Raw genomic sequence first — 19,214 nt, forward strand, 5'->3', positions numbered from 1 at the left:
CAGCGGGGCGCCCATGAGGACGGCGTCGAGGTCGGCGGCGGCCCGCAGCAGGGTGCCGTAGTCGACCTGCGCGCCGACGGCCTGGATCTGCTGGACGACGGTGCGGGCCAGGTCGGCGGCGGGATGCGGCCCGAGACCCCGATCCAGCACCTCGACCTCGGCGGCCGCGGCGTCCAGGGCGTCGGCGAGCCGGCGGAACTCGTCGGCCGCGCGGCGGACGGGAGCCTGCACGGCGCGGCGGAACGGCTGCCCGTTGTCGGTGGTCATGGGTGCCAGGTTAGGAGAGGATCCGGTAGGTCCCGAGTCAAGGAGGCAGACCATGGCCGTGTTGACCGATCTGGTGACGGCGCTGGCGGGTGGGAACGTGGAGGTCGTGGACCTCACCGCGCCGCTGTCGGCGAGCACGCCGGTGCTCCAGCTGCCGCCGCCGTTCGCGAACACGACGAGCTTCCGGCTGGAGGAGATCAGCCGCTACGACGACCGGGGCCCGGCCTGGTACTGGAACGACATCCACACCGGCGAGCACGTCGGCACGCACGTCGACGCCCCGAACCACTGGGTGTCGGGCCGGGACGGCGACAGCGTGGACGAGATCCCGCTGCGCACGCTGGTGGCCCCGGCGGTGGTGCTGGACGCGTCGGCCAAGGTGGCCGAGGATCCGGACTTCCTGCTGAGCGTCGACGATGTGCGGGAGTGGGAACGCGAGCACGGGCCGCTGCCGGACGGGGGCTGGCTGCTGTACCGGACGGGCTGGGACGCGCGATCGGGCGACCAGGAGAGCTTCCTCAACGGCCAACACAGCCCGGGCGTGTCGCCGGAGTGCGCGCGGTGGCTGGCCGAGGAGGCGCCGATCGTCGGCTTCGGTGTGGAGACGGTCGGCACGGACGCGGGGCGGGCGGCGGAGCTGGAGCCGATGTTCCCGTGCCACAATCGCTTGCTGGGCGCGGGAAAGTGCGGGCTCACGCAGCTGCGCAACCTCGCGCAGCTGCCGCCGACGGGCGTGGTGCTGGTGGTGTCGCCGCTGCCGATCGTCGGCGGCTCGGGCAGTCCGGCCCGCGTGTACGCGTTCGTGGAGCGGGCGTGATCGTCGCCGAGGCCGTCGGTCGGGTGCTGGCGGACCTGGGCGTCGGCCCGGTGTTCGGGGTCGTGGGCAGCGGGAACTTCCACGTCACGAACGCCCTGCGGGACGCCGGTGTCCCCTTCTACGCCACCCGGCACGAGGGGGCGGCGGCCACCGCGGCCGATGCCTGCGCGCGGATGACCGGCCGGCTCACGCTGGTGTCGACGCACCAGGGGTGCGGGCTGACCAATGCCGTCACGGGGATCGGGGAGGCGGCGAAGAGCCGGACGCCGATGATCGTGCTCACGGCCGAGTCGCCGGAGTCCGATCCCCTCAACAACTTCCGCATCGACCAGGAGGCGTTGGCCCGGTCCGTCGGCGCTGTCCCGATGCGGATCACCGACCCGACAACAGTTGTTGTCGACACCATTCGCGCCGTGCACACTGCGCGGTTCGAGCGGCGCACGATCGTGCTCAACCTGCCGGTTGACGTGCAGGCGATGACCGGGGCGGAGCTGAAGTCCGTCGCGCTGAAGGCCTATCCGCGCCCGACAACACCTGATGTCGCGGAGCTGACGGCCCTGATCGCCGCCGCCGAGCGGCCGGTGTTCGTCGCCGGCCGCGGCGGGCGCGGCGCCGGGGCGGAGATTCGGGCCCTGGCCGACGCCTGCGGCGCGTTGCTGGCGACGTCGGCCGTGGCTCACGGCCTGTTTCACGAAGACCCTTGGGCGCTGGGCATTTCCGGCGGCTTCTCGTCGCCGCTGGCCGCGGAGTTGATCCGTGACGCCGATCTGCTGGTCGGCTGGGGCTGTGCCTTGAACCGGTGGACCACTCGGCAGGGCAAGCTGATCGGCCCCTCGGCCCGGCTGGCGCAGGTCGATCTGGACGAGGACGCCCTCGGCGCGCACCGACCCGTCGACGTCGGCGTGGTCGGCGACTCAGCAATGACGGCCCGGGCGGTGCTGGCCGGCCTGGACGGCGTGAAGACCGGCTACCGCTCCCCCGAGCTCCGCGAACGCATCGCCTCGCGGGCCCGGTGGTCGGCCGCCGACTTCGCCGATGAGTCCACTTCGGAGCTCATCGATCCCCGCACGCTGTCGTCGGAGCTGGACCGGATGTTGCCGGCGGAGCGGATCGTCTCCGTCGACTCCGGCAACTTCATGGGCTATCCCAGCGCTTATCTGTCCGTGCCGGACGAGTTCGGGTTCTGCTTCACCCAGGCGTTCCAGTCCATCGGCCTCGGCCTGGCCACGGCCATCGGCGCCGCCGTCGCCCGCCCCGACCGGCTGCCCGTCGCCGCGCTGGGCGACGGCGGCTTCCACATGGCCGCCGGCGAGCTGGAAACCGTGGCCCGCCTTGGCCTGCCGATGGTGGTGATCGTCTACAACGACGCCGCCTACGGCGCCGAGGTGCACCACTTCACCGGCGACCACGCCACCGTCCGCTTCCCACCCACCGACATCGCCGCCATCGCCCGCGGCTTCGGCTGCACCGGCCTCACCGTCCGCACCGCCGCCGACCTCACACCCGTGCAGGACTGGCTCGACGGCCCCCGCGACACCCCGCTGGTGATCGACGCGAAGATCATCGAGGACGGCGGCTCGTGGTGGCTGGCCGAGGCGTTCCACGGTCACTGACGTTCCCGCTCCGCACAGCGAAGGCTCCCAACGACAGCACGGCGACGACGACCGCGGCCGCGATGGTGGCGGTCGGCACGCTGAGCAGCCTGGCCGTCGTGCCCGAGGCGATGGGCGCGATGGCAAGGCCGGTGGTGTAGGCGAGGTTGTAGAGGGCGTACGCGGCGCCGTAGGCCGGCGGGCTGGAGTGCTCGGCCAGCACACCGATGAGGACGAGGGTAGGCGCGAGCACGAGCGTGGCGCCGAAGTCGACGATGAGCACGCCGATGATGCTGACGACGGTGGATCCCATGCCGGCCAACAGGAATCCGACGGCGGCGACCACCGCGCCGATGGCGGCGGCCGGGGCGGGGCGCAGCTTGTCGGCCCAGAGGCCGGCCAGCGGCGCCCCTATCGCGCCGACGAGGGCGCCGGCGCTGAACACGAGGCCGATCATCGTGGAGTCGAGGCCGAGACCGCTCAGGTGCAGCGGCAGAATCGGTTCCAGGAAGGCGATGCTGCCGGCGCCGACGGCGGTCAACAGCACCAGCAGGGGCACGTTGGGTCCACGAAGGACAGCCCTCAGTGGAGTACGGCTTTCCGCCACCGCCATGGGCTTGATGAGGACCAACCGGGCCACGGCATCGGCGGCGGCCAACGCGGCCACGACCAGGAATGGCGCAGCGGTGCCGAAAGCGTCGGCCAGCGCACCGCTGATGCCGGGCCCGAGCAGCACGCCGATGCCGATGGCCGACAGGGCCAGACCCATGACCCGGCCCCGGCGACTGGCGTCGTGCGTGGCGGCGATGAGCGCGAGGCCGGCGATCCAGGACGCCGCGGCGGCCATTCCCTGGGCCACCCGGGCAATCAGCAGCACTGCCAGGCTGCCGCCGGCCACACCGGCGAACAACACCGTCGTGACGGCGAGTCCGACCAGGCCGGCGAGCATCGCCGGCCGAGAAAAAGAAAACGGTCGACCCAGATGCCGACGAACGGCGTGGCCACCAGCAGCGCGGCCGCGTAGGCGGTGAACAGCAGGCCGGAGATCAGCGCCGATCCGTTGACCGCCGGCAGTCTGGGCAGGATCGGCACGATCGAGCCGTACAGGAACATGTCGACGCCGAGCGCGATCGTCGTGACCGCGACGGCGGCGCCGGGCTTGGTGGTGGTTCCGGGTTTGGTGGTGGTCACAGCATCCCCCTGAGCAGTGATTCGACCCCGTCGGGATCGGCGGGCGGCAGCAGGTCCGTGTCGGCTGCCGCGAGCATGGCCGTGCCGCACAGCCAGGCCAGCAGGCTCGACGCCGCGTGGGGCGAGACGTGCCGGGCCAGACGGTCGCGCCAGTCGTGATAGGCCCGGATCTCGATCTCGTCGTCCATGTCGGCCGGCTTCGGCACGCTGCCGCTCATCGTGATCGTCAGCAGCGCGCGGAACCGCTCGTTCTCCCGCAGATCACGCAGCCAGGCCACGAGGAACGCGGTCAGCCGCTCGCGGACCGGGCCCTCTCCGTCGAGTTCGGCCCACACCGACACCGTCAACGCGTCCCACGACTCGGCCAGGATGGCCCCGAACAGCGCCATCTTGTCCGCGAAGTGGTGGTACACGGCGCCTCTGGTCACGTTGGCCCTGGCCGCGATGTCCACCAGCCGGGCGTTGGCCACGCCCGTCTCGGCGAACACGAACAGGGCCGCGTCCATCAGAGCGGCCCGGGGTCCGGGCGGACTCCTCCGCGGTTCGTCGCACGACGTTATTCATACATGCATGCACGTATGTTGGCAACGCATACGCCCGCGATAGGCCCGGCGGCCTAGGCTGCGTCGATGCGCGTGCTGATCGTGGAGGACGAGCCCTACCTGGCCGAAGCCGTCCGGGACGGCCTCCGGCTGGCGGCGATCGCGGCCGACATCGCGGGCGACGGCAACACCGCGTTGGAGCTGCTCGGCGTCAACTCCTACGACCTGGCGGTGCTCGACCGCGACATCCCCGGCCCCTCCGGCGACGAGGTGGCCCGGCACATCGTCGCCGCCGGCAGCGGCATGCCGATCCTCATGCTGACCGCGGCCGACCGGATCGACGACAAGGCCTCCGGCTTCGGCCTCGGCGCCGACGACTACCTCACCAAGCCGTTCGACCTGCGCGAGCTGGTCATGCGGCTGCGGGCGCTGGACCGACGGCGCGCGCATGCCCGGCCGCCGGTGAGCGAGATCGCCGGCCTGCGGCTGGATCCCTTCCGCCGTGAGGTTTTCCGCGACGGGCGCTACGTCGCGTTGACGCGTAAGCAGTTCGCCGTGCTCGAAGTGCTCGTCGCCGCCGAGGGCGGTGTGGTCAGCGCCGAGGAGCTGCTGGAACGGGCCTGGGACAACAACGCCGATCCCTTCACCAACGCCGTCCGCATCACCGTTTCCGCGCTGCGTAAGCGTTTGGGCGAGCCCTGGCTGATCGCCACGGTGCCCGGCGTCGGCTACCGCATCGACAACGCCGATGACTAGGCGCCCTGGGCTCAGCGCCCGCTGGAAACTCGCCCTCAGCTACGCCGGGTTCCTCCTCATCGCCGGCGCCGCGCTGCTGGTCGTGGTGTGGATGTTCCTGTTGCGCTACATCCCCGACAAGAGCAAGGGCCTGCTGGGAATCGACCCCAACCGCTACCTGCTCGTGCGGATCTTCACGCCCGCCGCGGCCGTGGCCATGATCTTCCTGCTGGTGGTCGGCCTCCTGGGCGGCTGGCTGCTGGCCGGCCGGATGCTCGCGCCGCTGACCCGGATCGCCGACGCCGCACGGAAAGCCTCGAACGGAACGCTGTCCCATCGGATCCGCCTGGCCGGCCGCAAGGACGAGTTCCGCGAGCTCGCCGACGTGTTCGACACCATGCTCGAACGACTCGAATCACACGTCGCCGAACACCAGCGGTTCGCGGCCAACGCCTCCCATGAGCTGCGGACCCCGCTGGCCATCTCGCGGACGCTGCTGGACGTCGCCCGCAACGACCCCACGCGGGACAAGGCCGAGCTCATCGAACGCCTGCACACCGTCAACACGCGGGCCATCGACCTCACCGAGGCCCTGTTGCTGCTCAGCCGCAGCGACGGCGGGAGCTTCGCCCGCGAGCCCGTCGACCTCTCCCTCATCGCCGAGGAGGCCGCCGAGACGCTGCTCCCGCTGGCCGAACAACGCCGGATCACCCTCGACGTCACCGGCCCGACAACACCTGTTGTCGGCTCCGCCGCGCTGATCCTGCGCATGATCACGAACCTCGTGCAGAACGCCATCGTGCACAACCTGGCCGCCGGCGGCACCGTCACCGTGCACACCGAATCGCAGCCCTCGGCGGCCGTGATCCGGGTCGAGAACACCGGCCATCCGCTCCCCGCCGACCTGGTGCCGACCCTGACCGAACCCTTCCAGCGCGGCACGGAACGGGTGCGCACCGACGAGCACGCCGGCGTCGGTCTCGGGCTGGCCATCGTGCACAGCGTCGTCCGGGCTCACGACGGCGCCCTCGAACTCACACCCCGCCCCACCGGTGGTCTCGTCGTCACGATCCGCCTTCCCGGGGCCACCGAGGGTGAGAACTCCGTCGTCGGGGTCCGATAACCTGCCGGAGTGTCGTCGGATGAGGTTCCGCTGCGGCGGGACGCGCGGACCAATCTGGAGCGGGTGCTCACGGCCGCGGCCGAGGTGTTCGCCGCGCAGGGCCTCGGCGCCACGCTGGCCGACGTGGCCAAGCACGCCGGTGTGGGTGTCGGCACCGTGTACCGGCGGTTCGCCAACAAGGACGACCTGATCCACGACGTCTACGCCGACCGCGTCCACGCCACCGAGAAGCTGGCCGAACGGGCCAGCCTCGCCACCGACGTCTGGGACGGCTTCGTCCAGTTCTTCGAGCAGTCCACTCTGGAGCTGGCCACCGACCGGGGCCTGCGGGAGCTCACCACCGGCGGCTACACCGAGTCGCTGGGCTGGGCTCGCGGCACTCCCCCGACCCGGCTGGCCGAGCTGCTGGAGCGCAACCACGAGACGATGGGCGTGCACCTGATCAAGCTGGTGCGCCGGGCCAAGCGCGCCGGCGTGCTGCGCAAGGACTTCCAGGCCAGCGACATGATGGTGCTGTCGCTGGCCGTGCAGGCGGCCATGGCCTTCGGCGGCGAGGAGCGGCCCCAGCTCCACCGCCGCGCCCTCGGCTTCATCCTCGACGGCCTGCGCCCGTCCCGCACCGAGCCCACCGCCCTGCCGTCCGCCGGCCTCGCCGACACGGACCTGATGAAGTTTCGCCGCCGCTGAGCTACGCCCCCGTCCCGCACGTGAGTGGCTCGTGTCGCGCCAAGCGCCACCTGAGCCACTCACGTAGGCGCAAAAGGCGAAATGAGCCACTCAGGTGGGGCTACTCGCGCTCGATCCGGCGCAGGCCGTCGGCCGGCGTCCACCACTCGACCACCAGCAGCGTCGCCGCCTCGTTCAGGTGGGTGTGCACGACCTCGGTGATGTCGGCCCGGAACTTGTCCCCGTCCGGCCCTTCGGTGACCGGCCCGGCCGACACGGCCCGGCCGGCGATCTTGGCCTCGCCCGGCCACGCCGCCTCCTGGCCGTCGACCGGGTCGACGGTGGCGCCGTGCAGGGCGAACCGGGGGTTCCGCCGCAGGTCGGCGCCCTTGCGGGCCCGGGCCATGGACCCGAACACCAGCTCGCCGTCCTCGAACACGACCTCGATGCCGGAGATGCGTGGCGAGCCGTCGGCCCGCAGCGTGGCGATGGTCTTGTGCCGATGCGCGTCGAGCAGGGCCCGCACGCGCCGTGCGAACTCGGGCTCGGCCTGCTCGACGTCCCGCCACGCGGTCATGCGCCCATGATCGCGCGCCAGGACGCCGGACGCCACAGGTCCGCCGCCATCAGTCCGGCTCCACGTCGATGATCAGCACGGCCGGCACCAGGTCGCCGGTCCCGTCGGCGCCCCGCACCGGGATCCACTGCTCGTCGGTGCCCGGGTCGACGATCACGGTCCCGCCGGCCACGCCCCGGCGCACGGCGCCGACGGGGTAGCGGTTCAGGTCGAAGTACGCGACGACGGCCCCAGCCACCTGTCCCAGTCCTCGTCCATGGACCGGGGTTTATTTCGGACGGCCCGGGACAATTCCGCGACGTGGACATCGGCGTCCACTAACGACCGGCAGTTGTCCGTTCGGGAACGTTCGTCCGTGAACCGGGTCGCATATTCCGCGAATCACGCAACCTTTTCGCCATCACGCACGTATCAACCAGACATGAGCACGCTTTCGCGCCGGCCGGCGCCCGTGCGCCTGGGGGCCATCGCGGCCGCGGCCGTACTCGGCGCGGGCATCGCCTGCGCATACACCGTGAGCACTCCGTCACGGACCGTGCCGCGTAATGCCGTGCTCACGACCGGTAGCACCGACCGCCCGGCCCAGCAGCCAAAGGTCGTCACGGCCACCACGACGACACCGCCGCCCGGCCCGAGCGCGGTGCTGCCGTTCAACGCGAAACTCACCTCGCAGGACATTCCGCTGCCCGGCGGCGGGATACGCAGCGGGGCGTGCAGCGGTTCACTGATTGCGCCGGAATGGGTAGTGACCGCGGGCCATTGCTTTCATGACGTGAATGATGTAAGGATCGGCGGCGCGCCCCAATATCACATGACCGTGACGCTGGGAAAGCTCAAGGACAGCGATCCGGGCGGGGAAAGCGCGACGGTGGTGGACGTCCGCCAGTCCCCGCTCAACGACCTGGCCGTGGTCAGGCTGGACAAGGCCGTGACCGACATCAAGCCGCTGGAGCTGGCCAGCAAGCCGCCGGCCGTCGGCCTGCCGCTGCAGTTCGCCGGCTGGGGCTCCACCTCGCCGACCGTCGTCGCCCCGTCCGACCACCTCAAGCGCGGCCAGTTCCGGGTCAAGGTGCTGCACAGCACCGTGCTCGACGCCGAGCCGACCGTGGCCCGCACGGTGGAGAACAGCCCCTGCCCCGACGACTCCGGCGGCCCGTTCTTCGTCTCCGAGGACAACGTGACCGGCACGCTGGTGGCCATCGTGGACAACGGCCCGGCCTGCCCGCAGCCCGGCCTGGAGGTCGTCGCCCGGGTGGACGTCGTGTTCACCTGGATCCACCAGCAGATCGACCCGGCCCGCTGACCCCCGCCATGCGGGGAAGGACGCCTTACCCTCGTTGAACGCGGGTAAGGCGTCCTTCCCTGCATCAGTGGGCCGCCTCAGCCCTCCACGCGGTGCGAGGTCCAGAACGACGTGAGGTCGGTCGAGCCGGCCGCCGCCTGGGCCGCGGCCTTGAACTCGGCCACGGTGGACACGCCGTACCAGTGGGACTGGGCGTACGACTTGAGCAGGGTGGTCATCGCCGTGTCGCCGATCAGCCGCCGCAGGTCGTGCAGGGTGCACTTGCCGTAGTTGTAGACCACGGTGGAGTACCGGGACGAGTGCGCGTCCCAGTAGGCCATCGAGTTGGTCAGCTTCTCGGCGCTGGACTGCCAGCTGATCGAGCAGCCGGCGCCGGTCACGCCGCGGTAGAGATCCGTGGCGTAGTCGGTGAAGCCCTCGTCCAGCCACGGCGAGTTGTACTCGTCGTCGCCGACGATGCCGTAGAACCACTGGTGCGCGATCTCGTGCGGCAGGGCCACAGTGGACACGAGGTCCATCACGAAGCCCGGGTACTCCATGCCGCCGAACCAGAAGTTGTTGTCGATGACGGCGTCCAGCTCGCCGTACGGGTAGTCGCCGAACCGTCCGGAGTGGACGTCGACGGCGTCGGCGGCCAGGTTGAGCATGGAGGTGGCGTTGCTGCTGGAGATCCCGCTGACCGAGTAGACGTTGACCCGCACACCCTTGCCGGAGGTCTTGGTGATCTTCGCGAAAGGCCCTGCGGCCCAGGCGAAGTCACGGACCTTGGAGGCCACCGCGTGCGTGGTCGTGGTGCTGCCGCTGGTGGTCTCGGTCGAGGTGCCGGTGGCCGGCGTGAGCAGGCTGGTCGGGTGCACCAGGGTCACGTCGAAGTCGCCGATGACCGTGTAGAACGACTCGCCGTTGTTGGTGTACGGGTCCAGGTGCCAGCCCGAGCCGTCGCGCACGGCCAGCACTGGCAGCGCGTTGCCGACCATGTTGAAGGCGCCGTCGTGGCCGAACCGGTCGGCCCCGCTGGGCACCACGATGCTCAGGTCGAACGCGATGGTGGCGGATTGGTTCTGCGCCAACGGGGTCGGCAGCGTCACCTTCATCGCGGTGCAGCCGACCGTCAGCGCCGACGCGGTGCCGCCGGTCAGGTTGGTGACGGTGATCGGCGTTGTCGGGCAGGAGCCGTGGTAGTTGTCCCACAGCCGCAGGTAGACCTCGGGCAGTGCGGTCGCGGAGCCGTTGGTGAAGGTCACGCTCTGGTGCCCGGTCCAGGTGTCGCCCGCGGTGTTGGACGTCAGGTTCACCGTGTACGCCGGGTTGATCGGCGTGCGGGTGGTGTCGGTGGGCGGCGGCCCGCCGGTGCCGGTGGTCAGGGCGAAGTCGTCCAGCGCGAAGTTGGTGGCCAGGCTGGAGTCCTCGCGGCCGGTCAGGCTCAGCGTCACCGTCTGGCCGAGGTAGCGCGACACGTCGACGGTCCGCTGCACGTAGCCGGTGTTCTTGTCCAGGTTGGAGTAACTGGCCACGGTGTCGGAGCCGATCTGCACCGCCAGCGTGTCGTACTTGGTGCTGGTGGTCGTCTCCTTGGTGTCGATGTGCGACCAGAACGTCAGACTCGCCGACGAGCAGCCGCCGGGCAGCGTCACCGACTGAGACAGGATGTCGTGTGGGTGCCGCCCGATGCCGTCGAGCCGGGCCCAGCCTGGCCCCGCCGTGCGACGGCTCCGCCGTGGTGGAGGCGACGATCGCGGCGGTCGACCCGGTCCACGTGCCGGCGTCCTCGAAGCCGGCGTTGCCGATCACCTGGTCACCGCAGGCCGCGGCCTGCGCCGGCGGGGTCACCGCCACAAGTCCGAAAAGTCCGACCGCCAGCGTGAGGGCAGCATGCAACGCCCGGCGTCTCATGGGGATTCCTTTCGTGGCCCCGCCCGTCGGGGCCACGGACAGGTTCCCGGTTGCCCGTTCGGCCAACAACCCGCCATCAGTACTGTTTCCACCCAGGCGGGGACAATTCGATCGGATGGCGGCCTATCAGCCGGAACCCGAAGCCGCGGACCAGTTCCAAGGCCGCGCCAGCAGCCGAACCCCCTTCGACCGTCCTGGGGCAGGTGCTCAGGCCGCCTGACCTATGAGGCCGGCCGCATGTACGAATGCGGCCAGGGCCCGGGAACGGCTGTGCGGCGGCCATGCGATCACCGTCGTGACGGTCGGCGCGTCGATCAGCGGCACGGCCGGCAGATCGCGGTGCAGGTGCGTTCCCGACGACTCCGGCACGATGGCGGCGGCCCGGCCGAGGGCGATCAGCTCGTACAGCTGGGCGCTGTCCCGCACCTGCGGGCCGGGGCCGTCGACGAACTCGCCGTCGGGGCCGGGCCAGCGGGCCAGCGGCAGCGCGGCGGTCTCAGCCGTGAGCAGATGCGGTCGGTCGGCAAGAGCATGGCCGGGTGGCAGGACCACCACTTGGCCTTCGGTGTGCAGCGCTTGGGTGTCGAAGCCGGTCGTGGCGTCGAACGGCAGGTGCAGCAGCGCCGCGTCGGCCCGCCCGTCCCGCAGCATCCGCGCCTGCTCGGCGATTCCGCACAGCACCACCTCGACCGGTTCGCCGTACGTGTCGAGCAGCCGCCGGAGCAGCTCGGTCGACGCGCCGGCCTTCATGGCGAGGACCAGACCGCTGCCGGCGCGGCGGGTCCGACGGGTGGCGGCCTCGACTGCGGCCAGGGCGGCCCGCCCCTCGCACAGCAGCACGGCCCCGGCCTCGGTCAGCGCGACGGTCCGGTTGGCCCGGTCCAGCAGCGTTACACCCAGGCGGCGTTCGAGCTGTTGGATCGCCCGGGACAGCGGCGGTTGCGCGATCCCGAGCCGCTGCGCCGCCCGCCCGAAGTGCCGTTCTTCGGCGACGGCCACGAAGTACCGCAGCTCACGCGTCTCCATACCGGCACGGTACCTGTCTCGATACTGGTGCGGTATCGAAGCGCACCGAGACGGTGTTGGAGTTCCGACGCCCGGCCGACGCAGCATCAGGGGTGTGAGTGAACAGAAGACCGCGCTGGTCACCGGCGCGGGCAAGGGCATCGGGCACGAGATCGCGGCGCCCTCGGCTGGCGCGTCGGGGTCGGCGCGCGGGGTGACGACCGACGAGAGACCGCCGTGGAGAAGCTGCGCGCGGCGGGTGTCGACGCGTTCAGCGTGCCGCTGGACGTGACCGACGACGGCAGCGTGGCCGCCGCGGTCGAGCTGATCGGTCGGCTGGACGTGCTGGTCAACAACGCCGGCGTCGACGGCGGACTGCCGTCCGACACGTCCACTGTGGACCTGGCGGCGGTGCGGAATGCCGTGGAGACCAACGTGTTCGGGGTCATCCGCGTGACCAACGCGATGCTGCCGCTGCTTCGGCGTTCGACGTCGCCGCGGATCGTGAACATGTCCAGCCATGCCGGCTCGGTCACGCAGCAGGTCGATTCCGACGACGAGGTGGCCACGAGCCCGCTGACCGCCGCCTACGGGCCGTCGAAGACCTTTCTCAACGCCGTCACCGTGCAGTACGCCAAGAAGCTGCCGGACTTCCGGGTCAACGCCGGCTGCCCCGGCTACTGCGCGACCGACTTCAACGGCTTCCGGGGCGTCCGCGCGGCCGAGCAGGGGGGCGGCGATCGCCATCCGGCTCGCGACCCGGCCCGACGACGGCCCCACCGGCGGCTGCTTCGACGACGACGGCCCGGTGCCCTGGTGAGTCAGCCGACCTCGAGCTCCTCCAGCCGGGCCCGCACCGACAGGGCGGGCTCCTCGGCGCCGAAGGTCTGCCACAGGGCCAGGGCGCGCCCGAGGTGCAGGCGGGCGGCGGCGCGGTTCTCGTAGCCGATGTCGAGCTCGCCGAGCAGCTGCCAGCAACTGGCCTCACCCATGCGGTCGCCGTCGCGCTGGAACCAGGTCGCGGCGCGGGTGAGCACCACGGCGGTCTGGAAGCCATCGCGGAGGGCGGCGTAGACCTGGCCCATCCGCAGCAGGGTGTAGGCCAGGCAACGGTCGTCGCCGAGCTGCTCGAACATGTCGTGGGCAGCGCGCAGGCGTTCGAGGGCGCGGTCGGGCGACAGCTGGCTCATCTCCCGCAGCACCACGGCTTCCCGGTGCACGTCGCCGGTCTGCCGGGACAGCTGCAACGCGCTCTCGAACCAGGTCTCGGCCTCGGCGGCGGAGCCCTGGGCCAGGTGGATAACGGCGATGCCGTTACGCAGCTGGGCCTCGATGTGCCGGTCGCCGGCCGCGATCACCAACTCCAGGGCCTGCCGGGCGTGGTCGAGGGCGTCGGCGTGGCGGCCACGAAAGCGCTCGATGGTTGCGAGGGCGCCGGTGGCCAGGGCCTCGCCTCGACGATCACCGAGCCCGCGGTAGAGCTCCAGGGCCCGGTGCAGGGTGGGGACGGCGGTGTCGAACTGGTCCCGGTAGATCTGCACCTGGGCGAGCTCGGTCAGCAGCACGGCCTCGCCCTTGAGGTTGCCGGCCTTGCGCACAGCCCCGAGGGCGATTTCGTGGCCCCGCAACCACTCCTGGTGCAGGCTGCGCAGGTCGTAGTACGACACCATGGCGGCGGCCAGCTCCCAGGCCAGCTCGTCCAGGCCCCATTCGGCCGCCAGCGCGACCGCGTCGAGGGCCGTCGCTCGTTCGGCCTCGAACCAGCCGAGCGGATCGCGCCCAACGTCGACCGGTGCCTTGACCCGAACTGAACTCCCCGGTGTGGGTCGGAACAGGCTCGGCGGCAGCGACTCCGCCGCCTTCTCCGCCACGTACAGCCACGCCCCGAGCAGGCGGACGACCGCGGCCCGGCGGTCCTCCAGCGAGTACCCGCCGGCCACCTCGACGGCGTAGGCCCGCAACAAACTGGGCAGTTGGTAGCGGAGCTGGCCGGTCACATCGGTGTCGACGACCTGGACCAGGCTGGCGTCGAGCAGCACGTCCATCACGTCGTCCGCCCGAGCCCGCCCCAGCAACGGCCCCAGCACCCACGCCGGCACCGACCGCGCGCAGGACAGGCCCAGCAGCGCGAAGCCCCGTGCGGCGTCGTCGGGCAGCGACCGCAGGCTCAGCTCGAAGCTGGCCCGCACCCCCGACTCCCCCACCCGCAGCTCGTCCAGCCGCTGCGACTCGTCGTCAAGGCGCTCCCGAAGCGCCCGTAACGGCCATTTCGCCCGGCCGGCCAGCTTGCCGCCGGAGATCCGGATCGCCAGCGGGAGATACCCGCAGGCCCGCAGGATCGCCTCCGCGTGCTCGGGCTCGGCCTCGACGCGGCGCGCCCCGACGATGGCGGTGAACAGGTCACGGGCCTCGGCCGCGGCGAACACGTCCAGTTCGAGGTGCCGGGCCCCGGGCAGGTCGGCCACGGATCTTCGGGTGGTGATCAGCACCGCGCAGTTGCCGTTGGGCGGCAACAGGGGTCGCACCTGGCCGGCGTCGGCGGCGTCGTCGAGCACGAGCAGCATCCGTCTTCGGGCCAGCAGGGAGCGATACAACGCCGCCCGAGCGTTGAGATCGTCGGGCACCCACTCGCCGCGAACCCCCAGCGCCCCAAGGACCTCGGCCAGCAGCATCGCGGGATCCCTTGGCCTGACCGACGTCCCGCCGAGGTCGAGGTACAGCTGCCCGTCGGCGAACCTCGGCCGCACGGCGTGCGCGGCATGCACGGCGAGGCTGGACTTGCCGACGCCCGGCCCGCCGACCAGCACGGTCACGGGCGGCGGGCCGTCCTCCGAGCCCGAGGACACGGCGTCGACCACTTGGGCCAGAGTGTCGGCGCGGCCGGTGAAATCGGGGATGTCCGGCGGCAGCTGGTGCACCGGCGAGACCGCGGTCGTCGGCCGCACGGCCAACGCCGGGTCGGCCCGCACGATCTGCTCGTACAGGCGTTGCACGGCCCCGCCCGGGTCGACGCCCAGCTCCTCGGCCAGCAGTGAGCGCAGCTCGATGTAGACGCCGATGGCCTCGGCCTGCCGGCCTTGCCGGTACAGGGCCAGCATCTGCGTCTGCCGCAAGCGTTCCCGCAGCGGATGTCGCGTGATGAAGTCGGCCAGCCGGGCCAGCACCGCGCCGTGTTCGCCCCGGGCCAGCTGTGCCTCGGCCCAGTCCTCCAACGCATCCACCCGCGCCTCGGCCAGCCGGTCGGCCTCGGCGCGGATCATCGGCGAGACCGGCACGTCCTCGTACGGGTTGCCGCGCCACAACTCCAGCGCCGCATCCAGGTCACGAGCAGCGCTCTCGAAGTCGCCGGAACGCAGCGCCGCCCGGCCTCGCCCGGCCAGGACCGCGAACTGACCGGCGTCCGTGTCCGCCGCGTAGACATGCAGCCGGTAGCCCGGTGACTGCGTGACGAGCTGCTCGGGCCCGAGCAGCCGCCGCAGGCGGGCGACGTAGCCGTAGATCTGGTTGTCCACGGTGCGCGGCTGACGCTCGCCCCACAGCTCGGCGGCGATCCTGTCGTTCGACACCACACGATCCCGCTCCACCAGCAGCACGGCCAGCAGCGACCGCCACTTGGCCGCGCCGATGCGTCGCCATTCGGCGTCGTCGAGCAGCTCGACCCGGCCGAGAACCCGAAACCGCATGTGTCCCCTTCAGGCCTTACGCCACCTTTGCCGCCAATCTAGGCGACGAGGCCGACCGCCGGAAACCACTTCGCGTACAGGTCGGCTACAGGTGCCGCTGCCAACGTCGACGCCCGCAGGCGAGCGGGGAGGCACGCGGACACATGGGGCGACGGAGATCACGCGGGTTGCGGTGGATCTGGTGGGTGTCGGCGACCGTGCCGATGAAGATCACGGCATTGGGCCTGGCCATCGTGTTGCTGGGCGGCGTGGTCGCCACCGGCTTGGTCGGACCGTTCTGGTGGGGCGGCCCGGGCGGCACGCCCTACGCGCACGGACCCGCGCAACGCTGGGGAACGGCTTCCCCAGGCGCCCCAAGCGGAAAACCCGGCAACCGAGTGTTGCCCCAGTCGCTACGCGGACGCTACCCGTCGTTAACCTGGAATCAACCTCAGAACGAGGGTTCCGTCGCGACGCCGCCGGCCGCGGCCACGACCGGCTTCGATCCGAAGACCAGCACGGAGATTCCGTCCGCGCGCAGCGCCTTCGACACCACGTACGCCAACACCGACGGCACCGAGACCACCGAGTTCTCCACGGTGCCGGTGAACTACCGCGCGGCCGACGGCTGGCGGCCGATCGACACCCGGCTCACCTCGGACGGGAAGTCGGGCTGGCGCAACACCGCCGACTCGGTCGGCCTCGACTTCGCGCCCACGGCCACCTCCCCGACGCTGGCCACGCTCGACACCGGCTCCGGGCACCAGGTGTCCTTCGGGCTGGACGGCGCCGCGGCCGCCACCGGCACGGTCAGCGACAGCACCATCACGTACCCGGCCGTGCGGCCGCACGTCGACCTCAAGCTGGAGGCCCGCCCCGGCGGCGTCAAGGAAACGCTCGTCCTCGACTCGCCGGACGCGCCGACCACCTTCACCTTCCCGTTGCGGCTCAACGGCTTGGCGCCGCACCTGGACCACGGCCAGGTCGTGCTGGCCGACAGCACCGGCGTTACCAAGGCGGTCATTCCCGCCGGCGACATGCTCGACGCCGGCGCCGCCCGGTCGGCCGGCGTGACCTACAAGCTCGTGGGTTCGGCGCTGGAGGTGACCCTCGACGCCGCCTGGCTGCGTGAACCGGCCCGGCAGTTCCCGGTCCAGGTCGACCCGACCGTCAAGATGCCGGTCGACGGCGGCTCCGGCACCGACGCGATGTACGTGCAGGACGGCGTCGACTCGGCCAAGGGCGACCAGGACCTGCTCGTCGGCACGGTCAACGGCCACGAGTCCGCCTCGTACGTGAAGTTCAGCGACCTGGTGAGCAAGCTCCAGTACCACACGATCTTCGGCGCGCAGCTGTGGATGGTGGAGTACAACTCGGACTCCTGCAAGCCGCGCGAGATCACCGTCGACCCGGTGACCGGCTCATGGACCGGCGGCTCCGGCTACAGCTGGCCCGGCCCCGCGGTGGGCGGCTCGCTGGCCAGCAAGTCGTTCGCGCACGGCTACATCGCCTTCGGCCACTCCTCCTCGGACTGCCCGACCGCCGGCGAGACGCTCGACCTCGGCGCCGGCGGGCGCGACCTGGTGCAGCGCTGGGTGAACGGGGACCAGGCCAACAACGGCCTGTCCATCCGCGGATCCTCGGATGCCTTGTCCGGCAAGTGGTTCACCGGCACCGGCACGGCCAATCCGCCCCGGCTGTACGTCACGCACAGCCCGTACAACGCCTCGTACTCGATCCCGAACCCGGTGCCCAACCCGCCGGTGCTGCAGAACCAGGACGGCAAGATCAAGGTCTCCGTCACCAACAAGGGCGCGGAGTCCTGGGCCCCGGGCAGCTACTACCTGGCCTACCGCGCCTACAACACCGCCACCGGCGCTTCCGTGACGCAGCAACGCGCCGCCAACCTGACCAGCACGGTGGCCCGCAACGGCCGCGTGACCCTGGACGCGACGATCAAGGCGCTGCCGCCGGGCAAGTACTTCCTGGACTTCACCATGGTCCACACCGGCGGCCAGGTCTTCACCGACTACCAGGTGCCGCCGGCCCGACTGGTGTTGCAGGTCTTCGACATCCCGCCGGTGGTGCAGGAACTGTATCCGCCCAACGGTTTCCAGGCCCCGACGCTGAGCCCGCAACTGTGGGCGCGGGCGCTGGACATCGACGCGCCGCCGAGCTCGTCATTGCAGTTCAAGTTCCAGGTGTGCCTGCGCGACGACGCCGGCAACCCGACCGGCTGCACGGATTCCGGCTACACGACCAAGCAGGCGTGGACCGTGCCGGCCGGCACCCTGAACTGGACCAACGCGTACATGTGGCGCGCGTACGTCAAGGACGCCACCACCGAGGTCACCTCGCCGTACTCGACGATCCTGACCTCGGTGCCGCAGCCGGACATCACCTCGCACCTGTCTGGCGCGCCCTACGGCGAGCAGCACCAGGACTTCGACCCTCAGGTCGGCAACTACAGCACCGCCGCGGTCGACGCCTCGGTCAGCACCGTCGGCCCGCAGCTGACGCTGGCCCGCACCTACAACAGCCTGGACCCGCGCAAGGACGGGCTGTTCGGGGCGGGCTGGACGTCCACCTACGACATGAAGCTGGTGCCGGACAACGACGGCTCCGGCAACGTGGTGGTCACCTACCCCGACGGGCAGCAGGTGCGTTTCGGCCGCAACGCCGACGGCAGCTACGCCGCACCGGCCGGCCGCACCGCTTCACTGACCCTGGACTCCACCTCCTGGAAGCTGCTGGACAAGTCCGGCAGCACCTACCAGTTCTCCACCGCCGGCCGGCTCAACCGGATCACCGACAACGCCGGTCACGCCATGGTGCTGACCTACGACACCAACACCGGCAAGCTGTCCAAGGCACAGATCTCCAACAGCCAGACCAACACCGCCGGGCGCTCGCTGAGCTTCGCCTGGACCGGCAACCACATCACCGGCGTGCAGACCGACCCGGTCAACGGCACGCCGCTGAGCTGGGCCTACAGCTACACCGGCGACACCCTGTCCAAGGTCTGCGGGCCGGCCAGTGCCTGCACCAACTACGGCTACTCGGCCGGTTCGCACTATCGCAGCGCCGTACTGGACTCGCACCCGGAGTCGTACTGGCGGCTGGGCGAACCCGACGGTACGGCCGCGGGCAGCGAGGTGACGGTCAACCTCGGCAAGGACGCCGGCACATACTCCAACGTCACCCTCGGCGCCGCAGGTTCGCTGTCCGGCACGACCGACACCGCTGTCTCGTTCAACGGCACGACCTCGGCCGTCACGCTGCCCAAGGGCACGGTCAAGAAGAGCCGGGACGCGGCCGTGGAGCTGTGGTTCAAGAACTCCCTGACCGGCTCGGGCGGTCCGCTGCTCGGCTACCAGGACAAGGCCCTCGGCAGCGCCTCCACCACCGGCGTGCCCGTGCTGTACGTCGGCACGGACGGCAAGCTGCGCGGCCAGTTCGCCACCGGCAGCGTCAATCCGATCACCTCGGCCACGGCCGTGAACGACGGCAAGTGGCACCAGGTGGTGCTTTCCTCCCTGGGCACCACCCAGACGCTGTATCTGGACGGCGCCAAGGTCGCCGACCTGACCGGCAAGCAGATCGACGCTTCGCTGCTGACGTTCAACCAGCTCGGCGCGGCCTACGCCACGACGCCGGCCTCCTGGCCGGCCTGGGGCGCCACGGCCCAGCGCTCCTACACCGGCGCGATCGACGACGTGTCCCTCTACAGTGGACCGTTGGGCGCCGCAGCCGTTGCCTCGCACTTTTAGGCCGGCGCCGGCGCCGCCGACCAGTTTTTCCTCGATCACCCTGCCCAGCGGCAAGACCGTGGCGTCCGTGA

Annotated in this window: 16 protein-coding genes and 1 pseudogene; 8 read left to right on the plus strand and 9 right to left on the minus strand. The window is 71.0% G+C overall.

The genetic code is table 11. From position 1 onward, the window contains the following. A partial coding sequence (locus KUTG_RS60790; protein ID WP_043715371.1) for a hypothetical protein occupies positions 1-267 on the minus strand: 267 nt, incomplete at its 3' end. Positions 268-319: 52 nt separating this feature from the next. Here KUTG_RS60790 and KUTG_RS05445 point away from each other — a divergent pair. After that, a complete protein-coding gene (locus KUTG_RS05445) occupies positions 320-1,084 on the plus strand; it encodes a cyclase family protein (protein ID WP_043715374.1) in 765 nt (254 codons plus the stop codon). Continuing rightward, positions 1,081-2,697 carry a thiamine pyrophosphate-binding protein gene (locus KUTG_RS05450; protein ID WP_043715377.1) on the plus strand — a complete coding sequence of 539 codons (1,617 nt, stop codon included), beginning with the start codon at positions 1,081-1,083 and terminating at the stop codon, positions 2,695-2,697. Before KUTG_RS05445 ends, KUTG_RS05450 begins: the two co-directional genes overlap by 4 nt. Here KUTG_RS05450 and KUTG_RS05455 read toward each other — a convergent pair. From KUTG_RS05455 to KUTG_RS05460, 3 genes are read right to left on the minus strand one after another with little or no spacing between them, the layout of a single operon-like run. Then, positions 2,645-3,625 carry an MFS transporter gene (locus KUTG_RS05455; RefSeq protein ID WP_084578927.1) on the minus strand — a complete coding sequence of 327 codons (981 nt, stop codon included), beginning with the start codon at positions 3,623-3,625 and terminating at the stop codon, positions 2,645-2,647. The two genes, KUTG_RS05450 and KUTG_RS05455, sit on opposite strands and share 53 nt — an antisense overlap. Then, on the minus strand, positions 3,544-3,867 hold the full coding sequence (locus KUTG_RS52960; protein ID WP_052394029.1) for a hypothetical protein: 324 nt from the start codon (positions 3,865-3,867) through the stop codon (positions 3,544-3,546). The genes KUTG_RS05455 and KUTG_RS52960 overlap by 82 nt, the downstream gene beginning before the upstream one ends. Further along, entirely contained in the window at positions 3,864-4,373 is a 510-nt protein-coding gene (locus KUTG_RS05460) for a TetR family transcriptional regulator (RefSeq protein ID WP_052394032.1), read from the minus strand. Before KUTG_RS05460 ends, KUTG_RS52960 begins: the two co-directional genes overlap by 4 nt. 123 nt (positions 4,374-4,496) lie before the next feature. On the opposite strand from KUTG_RS05460, the gene KUTG_RS05465 reads away from it, so the two are divergent. From KUTG_RS05465 to KUTG_RS05475, 3 genes are read left to right on the plus strand one after another with little or no spacing between them, the layout of a single operon-like run. Beyond that, positions 4,497-5,165 (plus strand): response regulator transcription factor, encoded by a 669-nt coding sequence (locus tag KUTG_RS05465; protein WP_043715379.1) that lies wholly within the window; start codon positions 4,497-4,499, stop codon positions 5,163-5,165. Beyond that, the gene (locus KUTG_RS05470; RefSeq protein WP_043715380.1) at positions 5,158-6,267 is read left to right on the plus strand and encodes a sensor histidine kinase; all 1,110 of its coding nucleotides are present in this window, start codon (positions 5,158-5,160) and stop codon (positions 6,265-6,267) included. The genes KUTG_RS05465 and KUTG_RS05470 overlap by 8 nt, the downstream gene beginning before the upstream one ends. 9 nt (positions 6,268-6,276) lie before the next feature. Further along, positions 6,277-6,954, plus strand: a complete 678-nt coding sequence (locus tag KUTG_RS05475) for a TetR/AcrR family transcriptional regulator (RefSeq protein WP_052394034.1) — start codon at positions 6,277-6,279, stop codon at positions 6,952-6,954. 100 nt (positions 6,955-7,054) lie between these two features. On the opposite strand, the gene KUTG_RS05480 is transcribed toward KUTG_RS05475, so the two are convergent. Then, entirely contained in the window at positions 7,055-7,510 is a 456-nt protein-coding gene (locus KUTG_RS05480; RefSeq protein ID WP_043728397.1) for a pyridoxamine 5'-phosphate oxidase family protein, read from the minus strand. Positions 7,511-7,559: 49 nt separating this feature from the next. After that, complete coding sequence (locus KUTG_RS05485; RefSeq protein ID WP_043715382.1) at positions 7,560-7,748, minus strand: hypothetical protein; 189 nt, start codon at positions 7,746-7,748, stop codon at positions 7,560-7,562. A 183-nt stretch (positions 7,749-7,931) separates the two neighbouring features. Here KUTG_RS05485 and KUTG_RS05490 point away from each other — a divergent pair, with 183 nt between their 5' ends. Next, positions 7,932-8,813, plus strand: coding sequence for a S1 family peptidase (locus KUTG_RS05490; RefSeq protein ID WP_157494346.1), 882 nt, complete (start codon positions 7,932-7,934; stop codon positions 8,811-8,813). Positions 8,814-8,890: 77 nt separating this feature from the next. On the opposite strand, the gene KUTG_RS05495 is transcribed toward KUTG_RS05490, so the two are convergent. Next, positions 8,891-10,447, minus strand: coding sequence for a M1 family metallopeptidase (locus KUTG_RS05495; protein ID WP_232240677.1), 1,557 nt, complete (start codon positions 10,445-10,447; stop codon positions 8,891-8,893). A gap of 466 nt (positions 10,448-10,913) precedes the next feature. Continuing rightward, the gene (locus tag KUTG_RS05500; RefSeq protein ID WP_043715385.1) at positions 10,914-11,732 is read right to left on the minus strand and encodes a LysR family transcriptional regulator; all 819 of its coding nucleotides are present in this window, start codon (positions 11,730-11,732) and stop codon (positions 10,914-10,916) included. Positions 11,733-11,826: 94 nt separating this feature from the next. Between KUTG_RS05500 and KUTG_RS05505 the strand changes: the two are divergent. After that, positions 11,827-12,531, plus strand: a pseudogene (locus KUTG_RS05505) (SDR family NAD(P)-dependent oxidoreductase). A 1-nt stretch (position 12,532) separates the two neighbouring features. Here the strand turns inward: KUTG_RS05505 and KUTG_RS05510 are convergent. Next, positions 12,533-15,394 carry an AfsR/SARP family transcriptional regulator gene (locus tag KUTG_RS05510; RefSeq protein ID WP_052394036.1) on the minus strand — a complete coding sequence of 954 codons (2,862 nt, stop codon included), beginning with the start codon at positions 15,392-15,394 and terminating at the stop codon, positions 12,533-12,535. 185 nt (positions 15,395-15,579) lie between these two features. Here KUTG_RS05510 and KUTG_RS05515 point away from each other — a divergent pair, with 185 nt between their 5' ends. Continuing rightward, entirely contained in the window at positions 15,580-19,143 is a 3,564-nt protein-coding gene (locus KUTG_RS05515; protein ID WP_198047029.1) for a DUF6531 domain-containing protein, read from the plus strand. Positions 19,144-19,214 lie beyond the last annotated feature (71 nt).

Source organism: Kutzneria sp. 744 (genome assembly GCF_000568255.1).
Classification (GTDB): Bacteria; Actinomycetota; Actinomycetes; order Mycobacteriales; family Pseudonocardiaceae; genus Kutzneria.

What these genes read in the sequence shown, in the direction of transcription:
- KUTG_RS05445 (WP_043715374.1), top strand. Translation starts at nt 320, where the DNA reads ATGGCCGTGTTGACCGATCTGGTGACGGCGCTGGCGGGTGGGAACGTG.
- KUTG_RS05455 (WP_084578927.1), bottom strand. Translation starts at nt 3,625, where the DNA reads ATGCTCGCCGGCCTGGTCGGACTCGCCGTCACGACGGTGTTGTTCGCC.
- KUTG_RS05460 (WP_052394032.1), bottom strand. Translation starts at nt 4,373, where the DNA reads ATGGACGCGGCCCTGTTCGTGTTCGCCGAGACGGGCGTGGCCAACGCC.
- KUTG_RS05465 (WP_043715379.1), top strand. Translation starts at nt 4,497, where the DNA reads ATGCGCGTGCTGATCGTGGAGGACGAGCCCTACCTGGCCGAAGCCGTC.
- KUTG_RS05470 (WP_043715380.1), top strand. Translation starts at nt 5,158, where the DNA reads ATGACTAGGCGCCCTGGGCTCAGCGCCCGCTGGAAACTCGCCCTCAGC.
- KUTG_RS05480 (WP_043728397.1), bottom strand. Translation starts at nt 7,510, where the DNA reads ATGACCGCGTGGCGGGACGTCGAGCAGGCCGAGCCCGAGTTCGCACGG.
- KUTG_RS05490 (WP_157494346.1), top strand. Translation starts at nt 7,932, where the DNA reads ATGAGCACGCTTTCGCGCCGGCCGGCGCCCGTGCGCCTGGGGGCCATC.
- KUTG_RS05500 (WP_043715385.1), bottom strand. Translation starts at nt 11,732, where the DNA reads ATGGAGACGCGTGAGCTGCGGTACTTCGTGGCCGTCGCCGAAGAACGG.
- KUTG_RS05510 (WP_052394036.1), bottom strand. Translation starts at nt 15,394, where the DNA reads ATGCGGTTTCGGGTTCTCGGCCGGGTCGAGCTGCTCGACGACGCCGAA.